Here is a 16614-nt window from a genome sequence, read left to right as displayed (position 1 = left end):
TTATTATTCTTTGACAGATCCGCTTGTCAGGCCCGCGACGATGCGGCGCTGGAACAAGAGGACAAGGACGACGATCGGAATCGTCACGATGACGGTAGCGGCAGTGATATCCCCCCACGGAATCGTGTATTGGCTTTGATAGAAGGAGATGCCGACTGGTATCGTGCGCCAGCGATCATCGGTATTGATAGTCAAGGCGAACAGATACTCATTCCAGGCTGCGATGAACACGAGGATGGCTGTCGTGAATACGCCTGGTGCGGCCAGCGGGAAGATGATTTTACGGAATGTCTGGAAAGGTGTTGCTCCATCCAGCTTCGCCGATTCTTCCAAAGCCAGCGGGATTTTGATGAAAAATGTCGATAGAATCCAGATTGCCAGCGGCAAACTGATGGTAATGTACGGGATTACCAGACCGAGATAGCTGTTGCGCAAGCCTGCATCGGTGACAAAATTGAAGATCGGTGAAAGGACTGCGATTTGCGGAAACATGGATGCCGCCAGCACCAATCCAAGAATCAGACCTTTGAATCGGATCGGCAGCCGTGTGACCGCATAGGCTGTGAAAGATGCGACGATGATGGAGATGATTGTAGTGAGTGTTGCAACAACAAAGCTATTCAGCATGTACAGAAGCAACGGTCTTGTCTCAAGCGCCGATGCATAGTTTTCCAGTGTCATATTGCTTGAAAACCACTGAAAAGAAGAAAAAATTTCTCCCTGCGGTTTGATCGAGGTCAGGAGCACCCAGATGAACGGGAACATGACCAGGAATACAAAGATGATCAAAAAAATGTAAAACCCGACTCCAGCACGTTTTCTCATGAATTTTCCTCCCCGTCCTATCGTTTTAGTCTTCCGCTGAACAAATCCGACCCGATCAGCTTGATGAAAATCGCACTGAGCAAGGCGACGCTCAGGAATACGATGACACTCAAAGCCGAGCCGGCACCGAAATTCTGCTGTTCAAACAAGAGTTTGTAAGCATAGACACTGATCGATTCCGTCGAGTTTGCCGGACCTCCGCCAGTGAGGACATAGATGAGGTCGAACACACGGAATGCGTCCAGTGCGCGGAATAGGACCGCAACCAGGATTGCCGAACGGATCATCGGCAAGGTGATGGAGAAAAATTGCTGGATTTTGTTCGCACCATCGACTTCCGCTGCTTCGTACATCGAACGCGGAATCGTCTGCAAACCTGCCAGCAGCAAAAGTGCCATGTATGGTGTCGTTTTCCAGATATCTGCAAACATGACAGAGAACATGCCGCCTGCGCCAGTGGAAAGCAGCGCGCCTGGGTCATCGATGAGACCGATTTGAGCCATATAATGGGCCATGATACCGGATTGCCCGTCAAACAGGAATGTCCACATCATTGCTGCCACTGCTGTCGGTATTGCCCACGGTACGAGAACTGCTGCCCGGACAAGCCCGCGTCCGACGAACATCCGGTTGATGAGCAAGGCAACGGCCATCCCGATGATCAGCTCTATCCCTACAGTGACGACAGTGAACAGCAGCGTATTCAGCATCGCGGTCCAGGTCCGGCCATCACCGAGATAGGCTGTATAATTCTTGATACCGACAAAGTTCGGCTCCAGGATGGAACCCTTCGTATTCGACAGCTGGGATTCCAGGTCCGTCAGAGGCTGGACTGCTTCTTCGGGAGCGTCTTCCTGCAATGCCCGGACAGCTGCTGTCTGCTCATCCAGTGTATTGGCAAACCCATCTGCCCATTCCTCCGATACCTCCGATAGACGGAGATCATCATCATTGACAGGCTGATAGTTTTCCAGCATGGTATTGACTTCTTCATAACGGTCTGCAAGTCCTTCATCACTAGCCAACAATGTTTCATGCTGTTCATCCAAGGCAGACGCAATGTCATCCAGCGTCCTGCCTGCATCAGGCATCACGGACCTGATTTCTTCCATTGTGTCATGGACGAGGTATCGGTTATCCGCATAGGTTTCGAGATTGATGCTCAAGGCCGAGATCCGTTCTGCTTTCGCCGGGTCATTCAAACGGTAATCAAACAAGCTGTTCCAGGCTGATAGCAAAATCGGCCAAATGATGATGACTGCAATGAGAATGATAGACGGTGCGACCATCGCGTAACCAAGCTGTCGTTCACTCAGCTGGAACCGTCTCTTTTTCGGGTGCTTCATACGCTCAGCTCCTTTAATTGGTTACCGATTCCAACGCAGCTTTCATTTTTGTTTCCATTCGCTCAACCGCTTCTTCAGCAGTGATTTCCCCAGCCAGCGCACGGGAAATCTCGATTTGCATGATATCGGAAATCTCCGGATAAATAGGAGTGATCGGACGTGGTATCGCGTTCTGCAGGGAATCGTAGAAATCTTCGCTGGCCAGTACAGCGCTGACATCGGTAATCTCTTCATCCTCATACAACGCTTCTATCGTCGGGGCTTTCCCGCCTTCGATGGCACTGATCTTCTGTCCTTCTTCTCCGCTCATCCATTTGACAAAAGTCCAGGATGCCTCCACTTCATCGGAATAGCGGTTGATCATCCGCATCCATCCTCCCAATGATGAGGCTGCTCCTTCACTTCCGGCCGGAAGCGTAGCGATCCCCACATTACCGGCTACCTTTGATATCTCGGGATCGTTCGCCGTGTCATTTAAATACGGCCAGTTCCTGGCATACACGGCATTGCCTTCATTGAAGGAAGATTCTGTGTCGATTTCCTGGAAGTTAAGGATATTATTCGGAACAAAATCGCTATTTGCTATGTCGATCATCTTCTGTAAGCCTTCAATTGCTTCCGGACTATTGATGACGACATTCCCATTGGCATCCAGCACCTGGCCGCCATAGGAATAAATATACTCGATCGCATTCGTCACAATACCTTCATATTGGGCTGCCTGCATGAGATAGCCGAATTTGGTGCCCTCCTTGCCCATATTCTCTTCGGCTAATCGTTCCAGCTCATCCCATGTTTCGGGAACCTGATCGGTTATATCCGTCCGGTAATAGAGCAATCCCGCATCCGCATAGCCCGGCATGGCATATTGCCTCCCGTTGTATCGGCCTGCTTCGACTGTAGCCGGGAAGTAAGCGTCCATATCCACCTTATCCCGCTCAATCAGCCGATCGAGCGGCAGCACATAGTTTGCCTGACCGAACTCCGCCGCCCAGACGATGTCTGCATCGAACACATCCACTTCCGGACTTTTCCCGCTGAACATCGTGACATACTGATTATGCGATTCCCCCGTATCAGAAGGCATTTCCCGGACCACCACATCGATTTCCGGATGCTCCTTTTCGAATTCTTCGACTAGTATATCCGTGGCACCAGTCGTATCCGTCCCCCTCGCATATGTAATTTGCACTCTGTCATCACTCGCACCATCTCCGCCCGTCACAGCCGAGCAGCCTGCCAGCCCCACGCTGGCAAGTAAGGCAACCATCAAAAAGCTTCGCTTCATCACAGTTCCTCCTCGCATGTTAAGTAAACGCTTTCCAAGTGCGGTAATCTCATTCCCTCCCAGGGACTTCTCTAAGCATATCCCAGATTTTTTCCTGCTGCAGTGTATAAAAAGTTTATCATATATTTGCAAACGCTTTCAATATAATTGTATATACATGTTTCGCCAAAGAAAAAACACGCCTTGTCCCAGGCGTGTTCCATTTTGGATGAATCATGTGGTATACAGCAGCATATCCAGCAAATCATAATTCGCTTGCTTATCCGTCTTCTCATCGAGCATCGTTTCCAAATCCTTTGCGATCAGCTGATTGGCTTTGATGCCAATTGCATAACCCGACTGACCCTCCATCAGCATCTTCACCGCTTTGACTCCCATTTTGTTGGCCAGGATACGGTCGAATGCGGACGGCTCGCCGCCGCGCTGTATAAATCCCAGCACGGTTGTACGTACTTCTATGTTCATCTGTTCCTCGATATATTGCTGCAGCTCATCCAAATCATACATCCGTTCTGTAACGACAATGATGTTATCATTTCGCCCTTTGGAAATCTTGTCTTGCAATTTCTCACAAATCTGTTCAAAACTAAGTTTATGCTCCGGTGTCGAAATGATGTCTCCTTCACCGGCGACAGCAGTGAATAAAGCCAGGTCGCCGCAATGCCGGCCCATCACTTCGACGATGGTCGTCTTGTTATGGGACAAACCGGTATCCTTGATGCGTCCGATGGAACTGAGCACCGTGTTCAAGGTTGTATCGAAGCCGATGCTATAGTCGGTATAATCCAGATCATTGTCGATCGTTCCCGGGATACCGATGACCCGGATACCAAGTTCATGCAGCTTTTGTGCTCCCTGAAGGGATCCTTCGCCGCCAATGACGATGACATCAGCGATACCATAGTTACGGAGCACATCCACCGCTTGCTTCCTGCCGGATTCATCCATGAAAGCAAGCGACCGTGATGTTTTCAGGATCGTCCCGCCTTTGTTTGCAATCGTTTCCACATCCGGGGTGCGCAAAATGGATAACTTATCTTCGATCAAGCCCTGATATCCGCCTTCGACGCCATACACTTCGATATCATGATAGTTTGCCGCCTTGACGATTGCACGGATGGCCGCATTCATCCCTGGTGAATCTCCTCCGCTTGTTATGACAGCTACTTTATGTATCATATCAGTTCACCTCTCCACCATATGTCTTGCATTCATTATACAACAAGATTGCCAGGAAAAAGAACAAAGACAGCATGATCACTGCCTTTGTCATACGGTGATGACTAGTTTCCCGATCATGCTGCCTTCTTCCAATCGCTTATGGGCTGCCTGCAGATTCCCGACAGTGAGGCCCTGTAATTCTTCTGATTTTGTCGTGCGGATTCGCCCTTCTTCGACGAGCTCAGCCACCTTGGCCAGGATTTCACCCTGCTTATATCTGCTCGGTGTCTGATGAAGTGTGCGCGTGAACATATACTCCCAGACCAATGTCAGGCTCTTGGATGTCATATCCGTCAATTTGATTCCTTCGACCGGACCAGTAATGGCACAGACGATGCCTTCCGGTTTCACGACTTCCATGATGTCATCCCAAGCCTTGTCCAGCTGATGCATGCAAAAGACATAATCGACACTATCGATCCCTAATTCCTCAAGCTGCGGATGCAGCGGTTCATGGTGATTGATCACCAGCTCGGTTCCATGCTGCTTCGCCCATGTGATGGTCTCTTCCCTGGAAGCAGTCCCGACTACACGCAATCCATACAGTTTGGCGAACTGGGATGCAATCGATCCGACGCCGCCAGCAGCATTGATCAATAGGATCGTCTTATCTTGATTGGCTTTTGCATCAAGCGGTATATGCATTTTCTCGAACATCGCCTCCCATGCAGTCAGCGCTGTCAAAGGCAATGCGGCTGCTTCTGCGAAAGTGATGCTGGCAGGCTTCTTGGCGATAACCTTATGGTCGACGAGCTGGAATTCACTGTTGGAGCCTTGGCGGGCAACCGATCCGGCATAATAGACCTCATCCCCTGGCTGAAACCCTTCCACTTCCTCGCCGACTTCCTCGATGATGCCAGCTGCATCGAAGCCCAGGATGCGGAATTCCCCATCATCCTCCTTCAGCTTGCGCTGCTTCGTATCCACTGGATTGACACTGACTGCCTTCACCCGGACCAGTACATCCCCAGCTTCTGCTTTTGGCTTGTCCACCTGTTCTTCTGCAAAACTATCTGCTTGTTCCACTGATTTGTATTGATAAATTCCAATGGCACGCATCACTTGTTCTCCTCCTTTTGATTAGTCTCTTTTATTTTATGTAAAAGCCGCCAGTGCAACAAGACGGCTTTATACGCTCATTTCTTCGCCAGGCGCAGGATCGGCTCCAAGGCTTCGGATTTTCCGTAGTGCGGAACGACAGCCGATGGTGCCGCTGCCCACTCGCAAGCATTCCGGATGACAGTCTGCACATTCTTATCATAGTAAGTCGGGTACGTTTCATGACCGGGCCGGAAATAGAAGATTTTCCCTTTTCCCCGATTATACGTGCAGCCGCTGCGGAAAACTTCACCGCCCTCGAACCAGCTGATGAATAAGGTATGGTCTGGTTCGGGTATGTCGAAATGCTCGCCGTACATTTCTTCTTCCGGAAGCTCGAAATACTCACCAAGCCCTCTTGTGATCGGATGACTCGGCTGGACTACCCAAATTCTTTCTTTCTCTCCGTCCTGACGCCATTTCAGGTCACATGTCGTCCCCATCAAATTACGGAATATCTTGGAGAAGTGGCCGGAATGGAGGACAATCAGCCCCATCCCTGCCAGGACGCGCTGCTTCACTCGCTCGATGGCATGGTCATTCACTTCTTCATGGGCTTTATGCGCCCACCAGATCAGGACATCCGTCTGTTCCAATGTCCCTTGATCCAAACCCTGTTCCGGATCATCAAGTGTCCTGGTCCTTACCACAAATCCAGCCTGCTTCAAAAATTCGGCAATCGCTCCATGGATGCCTTGGGGATAAATGCTTCTCACCTGGTCGTTTTCCTTCTCATGACGGTATTCGTTCCAAATGGTAACGCGCATTAGATGCTCCTTCTTCCTTTTTTATCCTATTCCCCATGTTAAGTAGCTACCCGGTTCCCTACTAGATTATGCAGTGATTTTCATTTTACTAATTACATTAGCCCTTTTCTTTCCATCTCCTGCCCAGCGAAAGAGATCCTGCGATTTTTTGCAGGATCTCATCCCAGGAGTACAGCACCGTAAACCAAGGCCCCTGATATCACGAAGGCTGGATGCACCTTCCACCTCTCCAGGAGCAGGTAGCTTGCCGCAACCAGGATGATGGTATGCAGCCATCCGGCACTCTCATATGATGCATGAAAAAAGCTGATTGCCATTCCGGCAAGCAAGACCGCAATCGTCGGCCGGATATAAGCAGTCATTCTTTTCACCCGGGGAGAATCCTTGAATTTCGCCAGCAGACTAAGCAGCCCGATCATCAAGATCAGCGATGGTGCCACGGTAGCAAATAAGCCGATTGCCGCTCCCAATACACCCGCTTGCTGAAATCCGATGACGCCTGCCAGCTTGGTCGCGATCGGTCCGGGAAGTGCATTTGCCAATGCCAGTAGCTGGCTGTAATCTGCCGTAGACATCCAGCCATATCGATCGACCACTTCATTCTCGATGAGCGGAATGGTGGCAGGCCCGCCGCCATAACCTACGATACCTGGAATGAAGAAGGCCAGGAAAATATGCCAATAAATCATGCCCCTTCTTCCTCCTTCCGTTTCTCCGGCTTCAACAGCGCAAACAGGAGAAGCACCAAGATCAGGAAAGCAGGATGAATATACAGCAGCTCGATCAACAGGACAGAAACAGCCAATAGCGCGATGATCTGCCATCCCTTCAATCCATTCCGCGATTTTTTGAGGAAATCGATCGTCATCACGGCCAGCATGACCCCCACTACCGGTATGACAGCCGTCGTCATCCCGCTGAGCCATGGCTGATCGCTCAATGCATCGACGAAATAAAACAGAATGATGAGTAAAACCACTGTCGGGATGACATTCGCAATCAATGCACTGATCATGCCGAGCCAGCCGCCGACGCGATAGCCGATATAGCCAGCCAGTTTCGTGGCGATCGGACCGGGCAGACTATTGCCCAATGCCAGGGTATTGCCGAACTCCTCGTCATCCATCCATTTATATTGTTTGACGACTTCCTTTTCCACAAGCGGGATCGACGATGGCCCTCCGCCATAGCCCAGGATGCCGACACGGAAAAATGCCATGAATAATTGCCAGTAAACCATGTTGTCCAACCTTTCTAATACGAAGCGATGCTGCCATCGGCGCGTGCTTCGGTTCCTCCATATAACGTTCCGTTTTCAGGATCACGCCATATGATTTGGCCGCGCCCGAAAGTGGATCTGTCTGCTTTCACTTCAATATCGTGTCCTTTGCGGATCAGTGCCTCCGCAATATGTTTGGGGAAATCCGCTTCCACATGGAATGTCTTTCCTTTGATCCATTGCCAGCGCGGCGCATCCAGGGCCGTCTGGGGATTGAGTCCGAAATCCAGCATATTCATGACAACCTGGGTATGCCCTTGCGGCTGCATGAACCCGCCCATGACACCGAACGGACCGATACCCTGCCCATCCTTTGTCAGAAATCCCGGGATGATGGTATGGAATGTTTTCTTCCCGCCTTGCAGACTATTGGCATGCCCCGGATCAAGACTGAAGTTATGCCCGCGGTTTTGCAGGGCGATACCTGTCCCTGGTACGACCAGTCCCGAGCCAAAGCCATGGTAGTTGCTCTGGATGAAGGAGACCATATTCCCATCGCTATCGGCTGTTGCCAAATAAACCGTTCCGCCGCTCTTTGGTTCCCCGGCTTCCGGTTCTTGTGCCGTTTCCCCGATTAGTGCCCTTCTTGCCGCTGCGTAGCTATCCGACAGCAAATCCTCCGCTGAAACCGGCATATGCCGCTCCTCGGTTATGTAAGCATGCCCATCTGCAAATGCCAGTTTCATTGCCTCCATCTGCTTATGATAGGTATCGATTGCTTCTTTTTCATGGAAAGAGAAACCTTTCAATATATTCAGCGCCGAAAGAGCGACCAAGCCTTGACCATTCGGCGGAATCTCCCAGACATCATAGCCACGGTAATTCACCGAAATCGGCTCCACCCAGTCCGGTTCATAAGCCGCCAAGTCCTCCTTCGTCAGGAAGCCGCCATTATCGGCAGAAAATTCCGCCATTTTATCAGCCAGTTCTCCCTTATAAAAGGCAGCCGCATCTGTCCGTGCTATTTGCCGCAGTGTTTCTGCGTGATCGGGCGATCTCCATATATCCCCGATTTTCGGATACTCTCCATTTGGGGCAAAGGTATCGAACCAGCCATTGTACATGGCATCGGTACAGGATGTACGGAACTTCCTATATGCACGTTCCCATAGCTTGGCAACTGTCGGTGTCACTGCAAAGCCATTTTCAGCATAATGAATTGCTGGCTGCAGTACTTCCACCAACGGCAGTTTCCCGAATCGCCTGCTGAGGGCAGCCCATCCGCCAGGTGCACCTGGTACCGTCACCGGCAAAAAACCATAGAGCGGCATCTCTTCATGACCCAGTTCCCTTACTTTATCAATACTGATCGAGTTTGGAGCCGGACCGCTGGCATTCAGCCCATAAAGCCTATCCTTGATCCAAACAAGTGCGAAAGCATCGCCGCCGATTCCATTGGATGTCGGCTCGACTACTGTCAGCATCGCGGCCGTCGCTATTGCTGCATCGACTGCGTTGCCGCCTTTTTTCAGCATATCCAACCCGGCCTGAGCGGCAAGCGGCTGCGAAGTTGCCACCATCCCCTGCCTGGCAATGGTCGTCATTCGCTGCGAATGATACGGGTAATACAAATGATCTGTCTTCATTCTGTCTCCCCCTTATGTAAGAAGCCCGGGAATTCCGGGCTTATGACCATCCTAGCAGATGGTGGATGGCCTTTGCCACCCCATCATTTTCATTTGTATCCGTTTGATAGTCTGCGACTTCCTTGACTGCATCCTGGGCATTGCCCATCGCTACACCGCAGCCGACCGCTTCGATCATCTTGATATCATTCAAGCTGTCACCCATGGCGATGACCTGCTCCATCTTGATGCCGATCCGGTCACAAACCTTTTGTACCGCTTCGGCTTTATTGATGCCGACTGCGTTGACTTCGATATTCGTCGGACTGGAATTCGAAAGCTCCAACTCGTCCTTATCGGACAGCGCTTTGACGATGGCTTCCCGTTTTGCATCATCAAATGTATCAAAGCCGAATTTCAGCCAGTCGTATTCCTCCATATTGGCAGGGAAATTACCGCGGAACACGTGCTCCGTGCTGACAGCCCAATAATGCGTGTCGTACTCATCGGCCAGCTGTTTCATTTTCTTGATCAAATCATCCTCTATCAGCACACGCTCCAGCAGCTCGCCGCCAGCAGTCCAGATTTCACTCCCATTCACCGTCACGAGAAAAGACTGCAGCCCAAGATCATCGGCATAAGGCTTACAAGTCCTGATACCCCGGCCTGTACTCAGGATGACATGGACACCTTCCTCCTGTGCCCGTTGTATCGCTTTGCGATTCGCCTCCGTCACTTCTTCCCGCGGATTGAGCATTGTACCGTCCATATCCAATGCGATCATTTTATATTCCTGCTGTCGTATGTTCCCAGCCATCCAATCTCCCCTTTATGTAAAAGCTTAATCCATATCCATTATAGTATAGCCGTTGTCATTTTTCCTTTCAGACCGATTCCAGTTGGCAATCAGCGCCGGCAATACTCGCCAATCCGAGAAACCCGGCACCCCTTCCAGCTTCCCGCCGAATAGGACCGGCTGCAATCCAGCATTTCTGCTTCCCATAATGTCATTCTCCACATGATCGCCGACAAAGATTGTCTCTGCAGCAGCAGCCTCCACCTCTGACAGTGCCAGCTCGAATATGGCAGGGTCCGGTTTTCGCAAGCCAACCGCTTCGGAAATGATCAAGCTTTGGCAATGCCAATACAAGCCAAGCTGCTCGATCACTTGCTGCTGAAGCAGCGCTGGTCCGTTTGTGACAATGCCCAATGTGTATGACAAACTCAATTCCTGCAGCGTCTCCAGCGCATCCGGATATGCAACGGCAAACTGTGCCATCCTCTCGAAATAATCAGCAGTCAAGACCGATTCCAAGCTGGTATCCAATGAAAATCGGATTAATAACTCACGATAGACAGCCGGCTTTTCCGCATATCCGCCTTGATCCAATTCAAGAAATGTTTCTGTAAAATCCGATGCACCGATGCCTTGAAATCCAGATTGAAATCGCCGGAATTGATCGGCGAGGAATCGCTGTAATGTAGTATGCCTGTCATGGATCGTTCCATCCAAATCAAAAAGAATTGCTTTCATTTTGTCGCTCCGTTTCTCTTTTCCTCCATCATACGACTTTCAGGAAAGATTGTCAGCACTGCAGTATACTAAATGATGGAGGTGGAGAAATGGTGTTGATGCATAAAGTCGTTCCCCCTTTCAGGACTAGCGTATTCCTCACGCTGTCAGTTTAGTATAAAAACAGAAAAAGCACGCCACTATCGGCATGCTTACCTTTTTTGCAGCTTTCCAAAAGATTCGTTTGACGCATAAAACCCGCTGCCTTTGCCCGTATACCGTGCCAGCTCTTCTTCCTCCTCCTTGGTCGCTTCCCCTCTGATACAAAGGAAATAGAGAATGCTTACATCCATTTCCGCATCTCCTCCGCTGCTCCCTGAACCGGCATGGTGATGCCGGAGCTCTTCCGCATCAGCCTCCATGCCCCATTTGATGTGATGATACAGATTTTCGAATGTCCTTTCTGCATCCGGCGTGATACTCTCTGCCATGTACTCCCGTTTCACTTCGTCGATATCATGCATCCGAATATATTCGATAAAATCTTTTCCATCCCCATAGAGGAAAAATTCCCCCCAAATCTCCGGCGTGCTCTCCCCTAACTGGAACAGCATTAAATATTTAATCTCAAAGCGAACTCTCTCCTCATCTTCTCGTTCCCCGCGCTCAGTGGCATCTTCCGTGATCTCCCCATCAAAAAAACGTAAACAGAACGCCTTGTAATCCTCTTCGAAATTCCTCATCACTTCCCATAAACGATGGATCTCCTTATCGAATAATTCCTTTTTGCGGAATATAGAAGCAAGTATGAAGAAGCGGAATAAAGCCCGGAAATGCATATTGATCTTTTTCTGGCTCCATTCATAATATTCCTGACGGAAAGCATCATTGACCCTTTCCAAATAATCGAAGTCCATTGCATTTCTCATTCTTTCGAAATGCTCTTCATCCACCAATGCCGTCGGTCTGACTTTCAGCGTATCCCATTGCAGCTGAAGCTGCTCCCGATGGCGATCGGGATTCTGCATCGGACGTTTTCGTGCTCCTGTGTTGTAAAAAACAGCAACCCCAACAAGAATAAAGACAACTGCTATCCCGATGACCGTTACCATACCATCCATCTGTTCTCCTCCTGCATAGAACAAATAAAGCTGACATTCCATCAGCTTTATTTGTTCCCATTAACTTTGCAATACACGCAACAGTTCTTGATTACTTTTTTCATCGGACAAGAGACCTTGCCCTTAGGAATGGCTGTCGAGTCGACATTCAAATGGACAGGCATCCTGCTGCACCTTCGGACAATTTGCTTGTATATGCTTTATCATATCATCCACTTCTCCTTTTTTCATGCCAGACGGATAAGCACCCTGCTGTGTGTACACAGGAGCTGCAGCCGCCAGCAAATCATGTATTGTATCCCCCATAGCGGTCATCATCTCTTTCCCTGGGTTCCTTCTTTTCCCTTGTCCTTAATTCACGGAATAAGAAAAACGCCCCTGCCGCACCAGAAAGAATAGCCAGCAGAAGAAACAGCGTATTGGTAGTGAATACATAGATCATCAGGAAGACAAGCCCCAGGATAAAGCATCCAAAATAGCCCGCTACCTTCATACGCCTCACTCCTTCCAATTGGTCTTGCTTTTATATACCCGTCAGCTGCTTGCTTTAAGCAAAAGGAAAGAGCATGCTTTTTGCATGCTCAGTGTGTGTGCACAATCGTTCCGTCCGGCCCGAGCAAACTGATTTCCAGTTCTATCTCCCGATTGATATCGTCCTCCAATGCATGTGCTTCCACGACATCCGCTGCCTCTCCCTTCACTTCCTCCCAGACCGGAAGCATGCGGTGATCGACTTCGGCAGCCGTTTCATTCCGGATGCGCAAGGTCATGATGCCTTCTGGCTCAAAAACCACGCCCACTACTTCATACGTATCATAAACAGCCAGTTCCTCGACAGCTGTATCGTTCACTTCTTCCAAAGCATGGCGGATCATCTCTTCATGGACTTCATTGTAGGGAACGGGATGGGTGGACCGATCGGTGAAAAAGAAAAGCAATCCGGCTATCACCATCGTCCCAGCTAAGACGAGTCGCAATCCAAGGCTTCGTTTCATCGGCAAACCTCCATTCCCTGCTACTATATGCAGTTCGGAAGTAAAACTTGTCCATAGAAAAAAGGAGCACGCGCCAAGAGCGTACTCCCTTCCTTTACTTATTCTTCTTTTCGTCTCCGTTTGAATGGCCACCAGTTCAGCTCGCCAAGTGTCGTGGCTATCGCCGGGATGAGCAGCGGCAGAATCACCAGACCATACAGCAAAAGACCAATGATGATGACTGTCGCAACTTCCAGCAGCGTCAAGACACCGGAAGGCATCATGGCAGCGAACGTACCAGCAAGGATGATTGCAGCGGTGATGATGACCCCGCCCATTTTCTTCATCGAATGAACCATGCCTGCCTGCAAATCATCACGTGCTTCTTCGGTGAATCGATCAAGCAGGAAGATCGAATAATCCACACCAAGCGAAATAAGGATCACGAAACTGAAGAATGGTACTGCCCAGCTTACGCCCGCATAATCCAAACCATTGACGAAAATCAATTCGGTAATGGAAATTGCAGTATAGTAGGTAAGCAGCAAGGAGCCGATCATGTATGCCGGAATCACCATGGAACGGAATAGCAGCGTCAGGATGATGAATAATCCGACCATCATGATGACCATGGTCCGGGAAAGATCGGTTGTAGATAGATCTTCCAGGTCAGCGTTGGTGCTTGTTATTCCGCCATAGACGATTTCTGCATTTTCATATGGCGTGCCCTTCACTTCTGCATCCACACGATCTTTGATTGTAGCAAGTGTCTGGATCGCTTCCTCGGAATATGGATCGGAATCCAATACAACATCAAGTGTGACACCTTCCCCATCGCGGAAGGAATACGTATCGATGCTCTCCTGGAAATCCCCCTCAAGGGCATCTTCCGGTATATACATACCAGTATCCCTGACAGTTTCGCTATCGCTGATATCACGAAGGGTATCCGATGCGGTCTGCAATCCGTCGGAAACTTGTGTCAGTCCTTCGTTAGCCGATCCTACACCATCGGCAAGCTGCTGCAGCGTTTCTGTCAATGTGCCTGCTTGCTCTTGCTGACCTTGCAATTGTGCATCAGCCTGTTCCAGACCTGATTGGATCTGCGTAAGCTGCTCGCTGATACCCGTCAGCTGGGCCGATGCCTGCTGGACATTGCCGGTTTGCTGTAATTGCCCTGTCACTTGCTGCAATGCTGCATTGACTTGACCAAGACCTTCCGTGGCATCGGATAGCCCACCGCCGCTGGATGAACCAGCATTGCCAGCCTGACCGGATATTTGATTCAGACCGTCCTGCACTTGTGTCAGACCGTCCTGCACTTCACCTATTCCATCGACGGCATCATTGATTCCATCGGCGATTTGACCAGTTTGGGAATCCACATACAAATCATCGATTTTTTCACCCGTTGGCTGTGTCGCTGTCCGGACTTTCTCCACGCCATCTATCTTGCTGATTGCATCACTCAGATTATCGAGATACGGCAGTGTATCTGCCGTCGTCAGGTTTTCATCATCATTGATCACGATCTGGATCGGCATTGCTTCGCCTTTCCCGATCGCATCACCAATAGCATTCAGACCTTTGATGCTGTTATAATCACTGCTGATTTCCTCGGTGGAATTGAAGGAAACCTGTTCATCGTACATAAGCACGAATGGTACTGTAATGACGGCAGTGATTGCCAGGAACAGCACAGGCCGTGCCACGGAATGTCGTCCAAGGAAATGCCATAGCTTATTATCGCCATGAGAGGCAGCTTTTTTGGACGGCCAGAACAGTTTCTCCCCGAGTGTCACCATGAACAGCGGCAGTACTGTCACAAGGACAATCAACAGTACGGCAACCCCCACTGCGACGCCGACTGCCGATTGGAAGATGGCGAACTTTGCGAAGAAAATCGATGCAAAGCCGACAAATACGGCAATCGCACTGATGAATAAAGTCCGTCCTGCTGTCCGGTATGCTGTGATGGTAGCTTCCACTTTATCATGACCGTTAGCCAGCTCCTCCCGGAATCGGCTGAGCAGCAGGATACAATAGTCGGTACCGATACCGAATAAAATCGCCACCAGGAATGTCTGGGTGAATGTCGATATCGGGAAGTCCAATGTGTCCACCAAAATGGCCAGTATGCCCTGACTGATCAGGTATGTAATCCCCACTGTGATCAATGGAACGAATGGTGTCACGATGGACCGGAATACAATCAAGAGAAGTGCCACGATGATGAATACCGTGATCAGCTCGGTTTTCTTCAAGCCTTCTTCCGATGTATTGGCAAAATCCTGGTTGATCAAGGAAGCACCTGTCACGTATGCAGTCGTATCCTCTGGTACAGCATCATAAATCTCATCTGCAATCCTTTCCACTTCAGCATCGGAGCCATCCACTGTAACAGGCATCATGACTGTCTTCTTGTCTTCGGACATCATCTGTTCCCGGATTTCCTGATTATCCGTCAGCGGCGTCGTGATTTCATCGACACCATCAATCTGTTCCACTTTGTCGATGACGCCCTGGATCATGTCCTCACTATCTTGATTCAGTGCTTCATCAAGCTCGAAAACGACGCTGATGGAATTGCTATTTTCCCCTGCATCCTCCAAAATGTCGCTCGCACGGATGGATACGGCATCCTCCGGCAGCTGCGTCTGCCCCTTATCGGAGGCCAACTGGGTCAAATTCGGTGAAAAAATAGTCAATCCAACCGCGATCAAGATGACCGCAATCGCTATGACCCATTTGAAACGAATGATTGTCCTCAATTTTCCTTCTCTCCTTTTTTAAGCTGTTCTTTTACATTCGTGAATATCCTGATGAAGGTTTCCACATCCTCATCCGCAATATGCTCAAAGACCCCGCAGAATCGATCATAAATGGCTTCCTCGGCTTGTCTCAGGATCTTTTCCCCTTCTTCGGTAATTTGCACAAGCTTCGTCCGCTTATCCCCTTCTGAATCGACCCATTCCACCCAGCCTTTCTCAAGCAGCTTTTTCAGCCGATTGGAAATCGCACTCTTATGTACTTGCTGTACAATCGCCAAATGTCCGGGTGAGGATGCACCCGACAAGCTCAATATTTTAATCAAGCTGACTTGCTGCGGTGAAATCTGGTTGAATACTTCATAAGCCGCACCCTTTTTATGGAATATTTCGGTTGCCATGAAGGATACCTCATTGAAAAGATCGATGGCCTCTTTCAATTTATCCAATATAGTTTACCCCCTATACCGATTCAGTTTATACCCTAAACCAAAAATAGTCAAACCTCTTCTTCCCGGAAATCATGACAATATGATCGGGCAAATATAGGCAGTGAGCGAATCCACCCCATATTTACCCAAAATATAGGTACTCGAACCCTAAAGAATTTATTCCCATTACGGCAAGATTGCAAAAGTCCGTTTTTGGCACTGTACTTTTCCTAGTTATACCCTTTTCTTAGTTTATTAGGCGCGAAAAAGATCCGTGGAGAAACAAACAGTTTCGTCTATTAGCCGCAAATACGGGAAAAAGCGGACAGACCTTCCAGCTGGCTGTCGGAAATCGATTTTCACCGTATACACTCCCTCCCCAATCTGCCATCACCTTTACCTGGAAAGAGGATGGGAC

The 16614-nt window shown here is 49.5% G+C and carries 17 protein-coding genes; all 17 read right to left on the bottom strand.

Going from position 1 to position 16614, the window contains the following annotated elements:
- Window positions 1-3 precede the first annotated feature (3 nt).
- Window positions 4-825: a carbohydrate ABC transporter permease gene (locus tag CHH53_RS13765; protein WP_095216708.1), complete on the bottom strand. Its 822-nt coding sequence runs from the start codon at window positions 823-825 to the stop codon at window positions 4-6.
- A gap of 17 nt (window positions 826-842) precedes the next feature.
- On the bottom strand, window positions 843-2171 hold the full coding sequence (locus CHH53_RS13760) for a carbohydrate ABC transporter permease (RefSeq protein ID WP_095216707.1): 1329 nt from the start codon (window positions 2169-2171) through the stop codon (window positions 843-845).
- A gap of 13 nt (window positions 2172-2184) precedes the next feature.
- Window positions 2185-3459 (bottom strand): ABC transporter substrate-binding protein, encoded by a 1275-nt coding sequence (locus CHH53_RS13755; protein ID WP_095216706.1) that lies wholly within the window; start codon window positions 3457-3459, stop codon window positions 2185-2187.
- A 213-nt stretch (window positions 3460-3672) separates the two neighbouring features.
- Window positions 3673-4638 carry a 6-phosphofructokinase gene (pfkA, locus tag CHH53_RS13750; protein ID WP_095216705.1) on the bottom strand — a complete coding sequence of 322 codons (966 nt, stop codon included), beginning with the start codon at window positions 4636-4638 and terminating at the stop codon, window positions 3673-3675.
- Window positions 4639-4728: 90 nt separating this feature from the next.
- The gene (locus CHH53_RS13745; RefSeq protein ID WP_095216704.1) at window positions 4729-5739 is read right to left on the bottom strand and encodes a zinc-binding alcohol dehydrogenase family protein; all 1011 of its coding nucleotides are present in this window, start codon (window positions 5737-5739) and stop codon (window positions 4729-4731) included.
- Between the two features lie 77 nt (window positions 5740-5816).
- Window positions 5817-6545: a ThuA domain-containing protein gene (locus CHH53_RS13740; RefSeq protein ID WP_095216703.1), complete on the bottom strand. Its 729-nt coding sequence runs from the start codon at window positions 6543-6545 to the stop codon at window positions 5817-5819.
- A gap of 158 nt (window positions 6546-6703) precedes the next feature.
- Window positions 6704-7234: a chromate transporter gene (locus tag CHH53_RS13735; RefSeq protein WP_095216702.1), complete on the bottom strand. Its 531-nt coding sequence runs from the start codon at window positions 7232-7234 to the stop codon at window positions 6704-6706.
- On the bottom strand, window positions 7231-7785 hold the full coding sequence (locus tag CHH53_RS13730) for a chromate transporter (RefSeq protein WP_095216701.1): 555 nt from the start codon (window positions 7783-7785) through the stop codon (window positions 7231-7233). The genes CHH53_RS13735 and CHH53_RS13730 overlap by 4 nt, the downstream gene beginning before the upstream one ends.
- A gap of 14 nt (window positions 7786-7799) precedes the next feature.
- Window positions 7800-9410 carry a gamma-glutamyltransferase family protein gene (locus CHH53_RS13725; protein WP_095216700.1) on the bottom strand — a complete coding sequence of 537 codons (1611 nt, stop codon included), beginning with the start codon at window positions 9408-9410 and terminating at the stop codon, window positions 7800-7802.
- A 40-nt stretch (window positions 9411-9450) separates the two neighbouring features.
- Window positions 9451-10206 carry a Cof-type HAD-IIB family hydrolase gene (locus tag CHH53_RS13720; RefSeq protein ID WP_095216699.1) on the bottom strand — a complete coding sequence of 252 codons (756 nt, stop codon included), beginning with the start codon at window positions 10204-10206 and terminating at the stop codon, window positions 9451-9453.
- Between the two features lie 24 nt (window positions 10207-10230).
- Window positions 10231-10923 carry an HAD family hydrolase gene (locus tag CHH53_RS13715; protein ID WP_095216698.1) on the bottom strand — a complete coding sequence of 231 codons (693 nt, stop codon included), beginning with the start codon at window positions 10921-10923 and terminating at the stop codon, window positions 10231-10233.
- A 191-nt stretch (window positions 10924-11114) separates the two neighbouring features.
- Window positions 11115-12023 carry a hypothetical protein gene (locus CHH53_RS13710; protein ID WP_095216697.1) on the bottom strand — a complete coding sequence of 303 codons (909 nt, stop codon included), beginning with the start codon at window positions 12021-12023 and terminating at the stop codon, window positions 11115-11117.
- Window positions 12024-12146: 123 nt separating this feature from the next.
- A complete protein-coding gene (locus CHH53_RS13705; RefSeq protein WP_095216696.1) occupies window positions 12147-12329 on the bottom strand; it encodes a hypothetical protein in 183 nt (60 codons plus the stop codon).
- Window positions 12310-12516, bottom strand: coding sequence for a hypothetical protein (locus CHH53_RS13700; RefSeq protein WP_095216695.1), 207 nt, complete (start codon window positions 12514-12516; stop codon window positions 12310-12312). Before CHH53_RS13700 ends, CHH53_RS13705 begins: the two co-directional genes overlap by 20 nt.
- An 88-nt stretch (window positions 12517-12604) precedes the next feature.
- The gene (locus tag CHH53_RS13695) at window positions 12605-13018 is read right to left on the bottom strand and encodes a hypothetical protein (protein WP_095216694.1); all 414 of its coding nucleotides are present in this window, start codon (window positions 13016-13018) and stop codon (window positions 12605-12607) included.
- Between the two features lie 98 nt (window positions 13019-13116).
- Entirely contained in the window at window positions 13117-15768 is a 2652-nt protein-coding gene (locus CHH53_RS13690) for an MMPL family transporter (RefSeq protein WP_095216693.1), read from the bottom strand.
- A complete protein-coding gene (locus tag CHH53_RS13685) occupies window positions 15765-16214 on the bottom strand; it encodes a MarR family winged helix-turn-helix transcriptional regulator (RefSeq protein WP_095216692.1) in 450 nt (149 codons plus the stop codon). The genes CHH53_RS13690 and CHH53_RS13685 overlap by 4 nt, the downstream gene beginning before the upstream one ends.
- Between the last annotated feature and the right edge of the window lie 400 nt (window positions 16215-16614).

Source organism: Terribacillus sp. 7520-G, from assembly GCF_002271665.1.
Lineage (GTDB): Bacteria > Bacillota > Bacilli > Bacillales > Amphibacillaceae > Terribacillus.
This window is presented reverse-complemented; position numbering and strand designations above follow the sequence as displayed.

Excerpts from the sequence above, each read along its gene's own strand:
- CHH53_RS13765 (WP_095216708.1), bottom strand. The coding sequence starts at position 825 with ATGAGAAAACGTGCTGGAGTCGGGTTTTACATTTTTTTGATCATCTTT.
- CHH53_RS13760 (WP_095216707.1), bottom strand. The coding sequence starts at position 2,171 with ATGAAGCACCCGAAAAAGAGACGGTTCCAGCTGAGTGAACGACAGCTT.
- CHH53_RS13755 (WP_095216706.1), bottom strand. The coding sequence starts at position 3,459 with ATGAAGCGAAGCTTTTTGATGGTTGCCTTACTTGCCAGCGTGGGGCTG.
- pfkA (WP_095216705.1), bottom strand. The coding sequence starts at position 4,638 with ATGATACATAAAGTAGCTGTCATAACAAGCGGAGGAGATTCACCAGGG.
- CHH53_RS13745 (WP_095216704.1), bottom strand. The coding sequence starts at position 5,739 with ATGCGTGCCATTGGAATTTATCAATACAAATCAGTGGAACAAGCAGAT.
- CHH53_RS13740 (WP_095216703.1), bottom strand. The coding sequence starts at position 6,545 with ATGCGCGTTACCATTTGGAACGAATACCGTCATGAGAAGGAAAACGAC.
- CHH53_RS13735 (WP_095216702.1), bottom strand. The coding sequence starts at position 7,234 with ATGATTTATTGGCATATTTTCCTGGCCTTCTTCATTCCAGGTATCGTA.
- CHH53_RS13730 (WP_095216701.1), bottom strand. The coding sequence starts at position 7,785 with ATGGTTTACTGGCAATTATTCATGGCATTTTTCCGTGTCGGCATCCTG.
- CHH53_RS13725 (WP_095216700.1), bottom strand. The coding sequence starts at position 9,410 with ATGAAGACAGATCATTTGTATTACCCGTATCATTCGCAGCGAATGACG.
- CHH53_RS13720 (WP_095216699.1), bottom strand. The coding sequence starts at position 10,206 with ATGGCTGGGAACATACGACAGCAGGAATATAAAATGATCGCATTGGAT.
- CHH53_RS13715 (WP_095216698.1), bottom strand. The coding sequence starts at position 10,923 with ATGAAAGCAATTCTTTTTGATTTGGATGGAACGATCCATGACAGGCAT.
- CHH53_RS13710 (WP_095216697.1), bottom strand. The coding sequence starts at position 12,023 with ATGGATGGTATGGTAACGGTCATCGGGATAGCAGTTGTCTTTATTCTT.
- CHH53_RS13705 (WP_095216696.1), bottom strand. The coding sequence starts at position 12,329 with ATGGGGGATACAATACATGATTTGCTGGCGGCTGCAGCTCCTGTGTAC.
- CHH53_RS13700 (WP_095216695.1), bottom strand. The coding sequence starts at position 12,516 with ATGAAGGTAGCGGGCTATTTTGGATGCTTTATCCTGGGGCTTGTCTTC.
- CHH53_RS13695 (WP_095216694.1), bottom strand. The coding sequence starts at position 13,018 with ATGAAACGAAGCCTTGGATTGCGACTCGTCTTAGCTGGGACGATGGTG.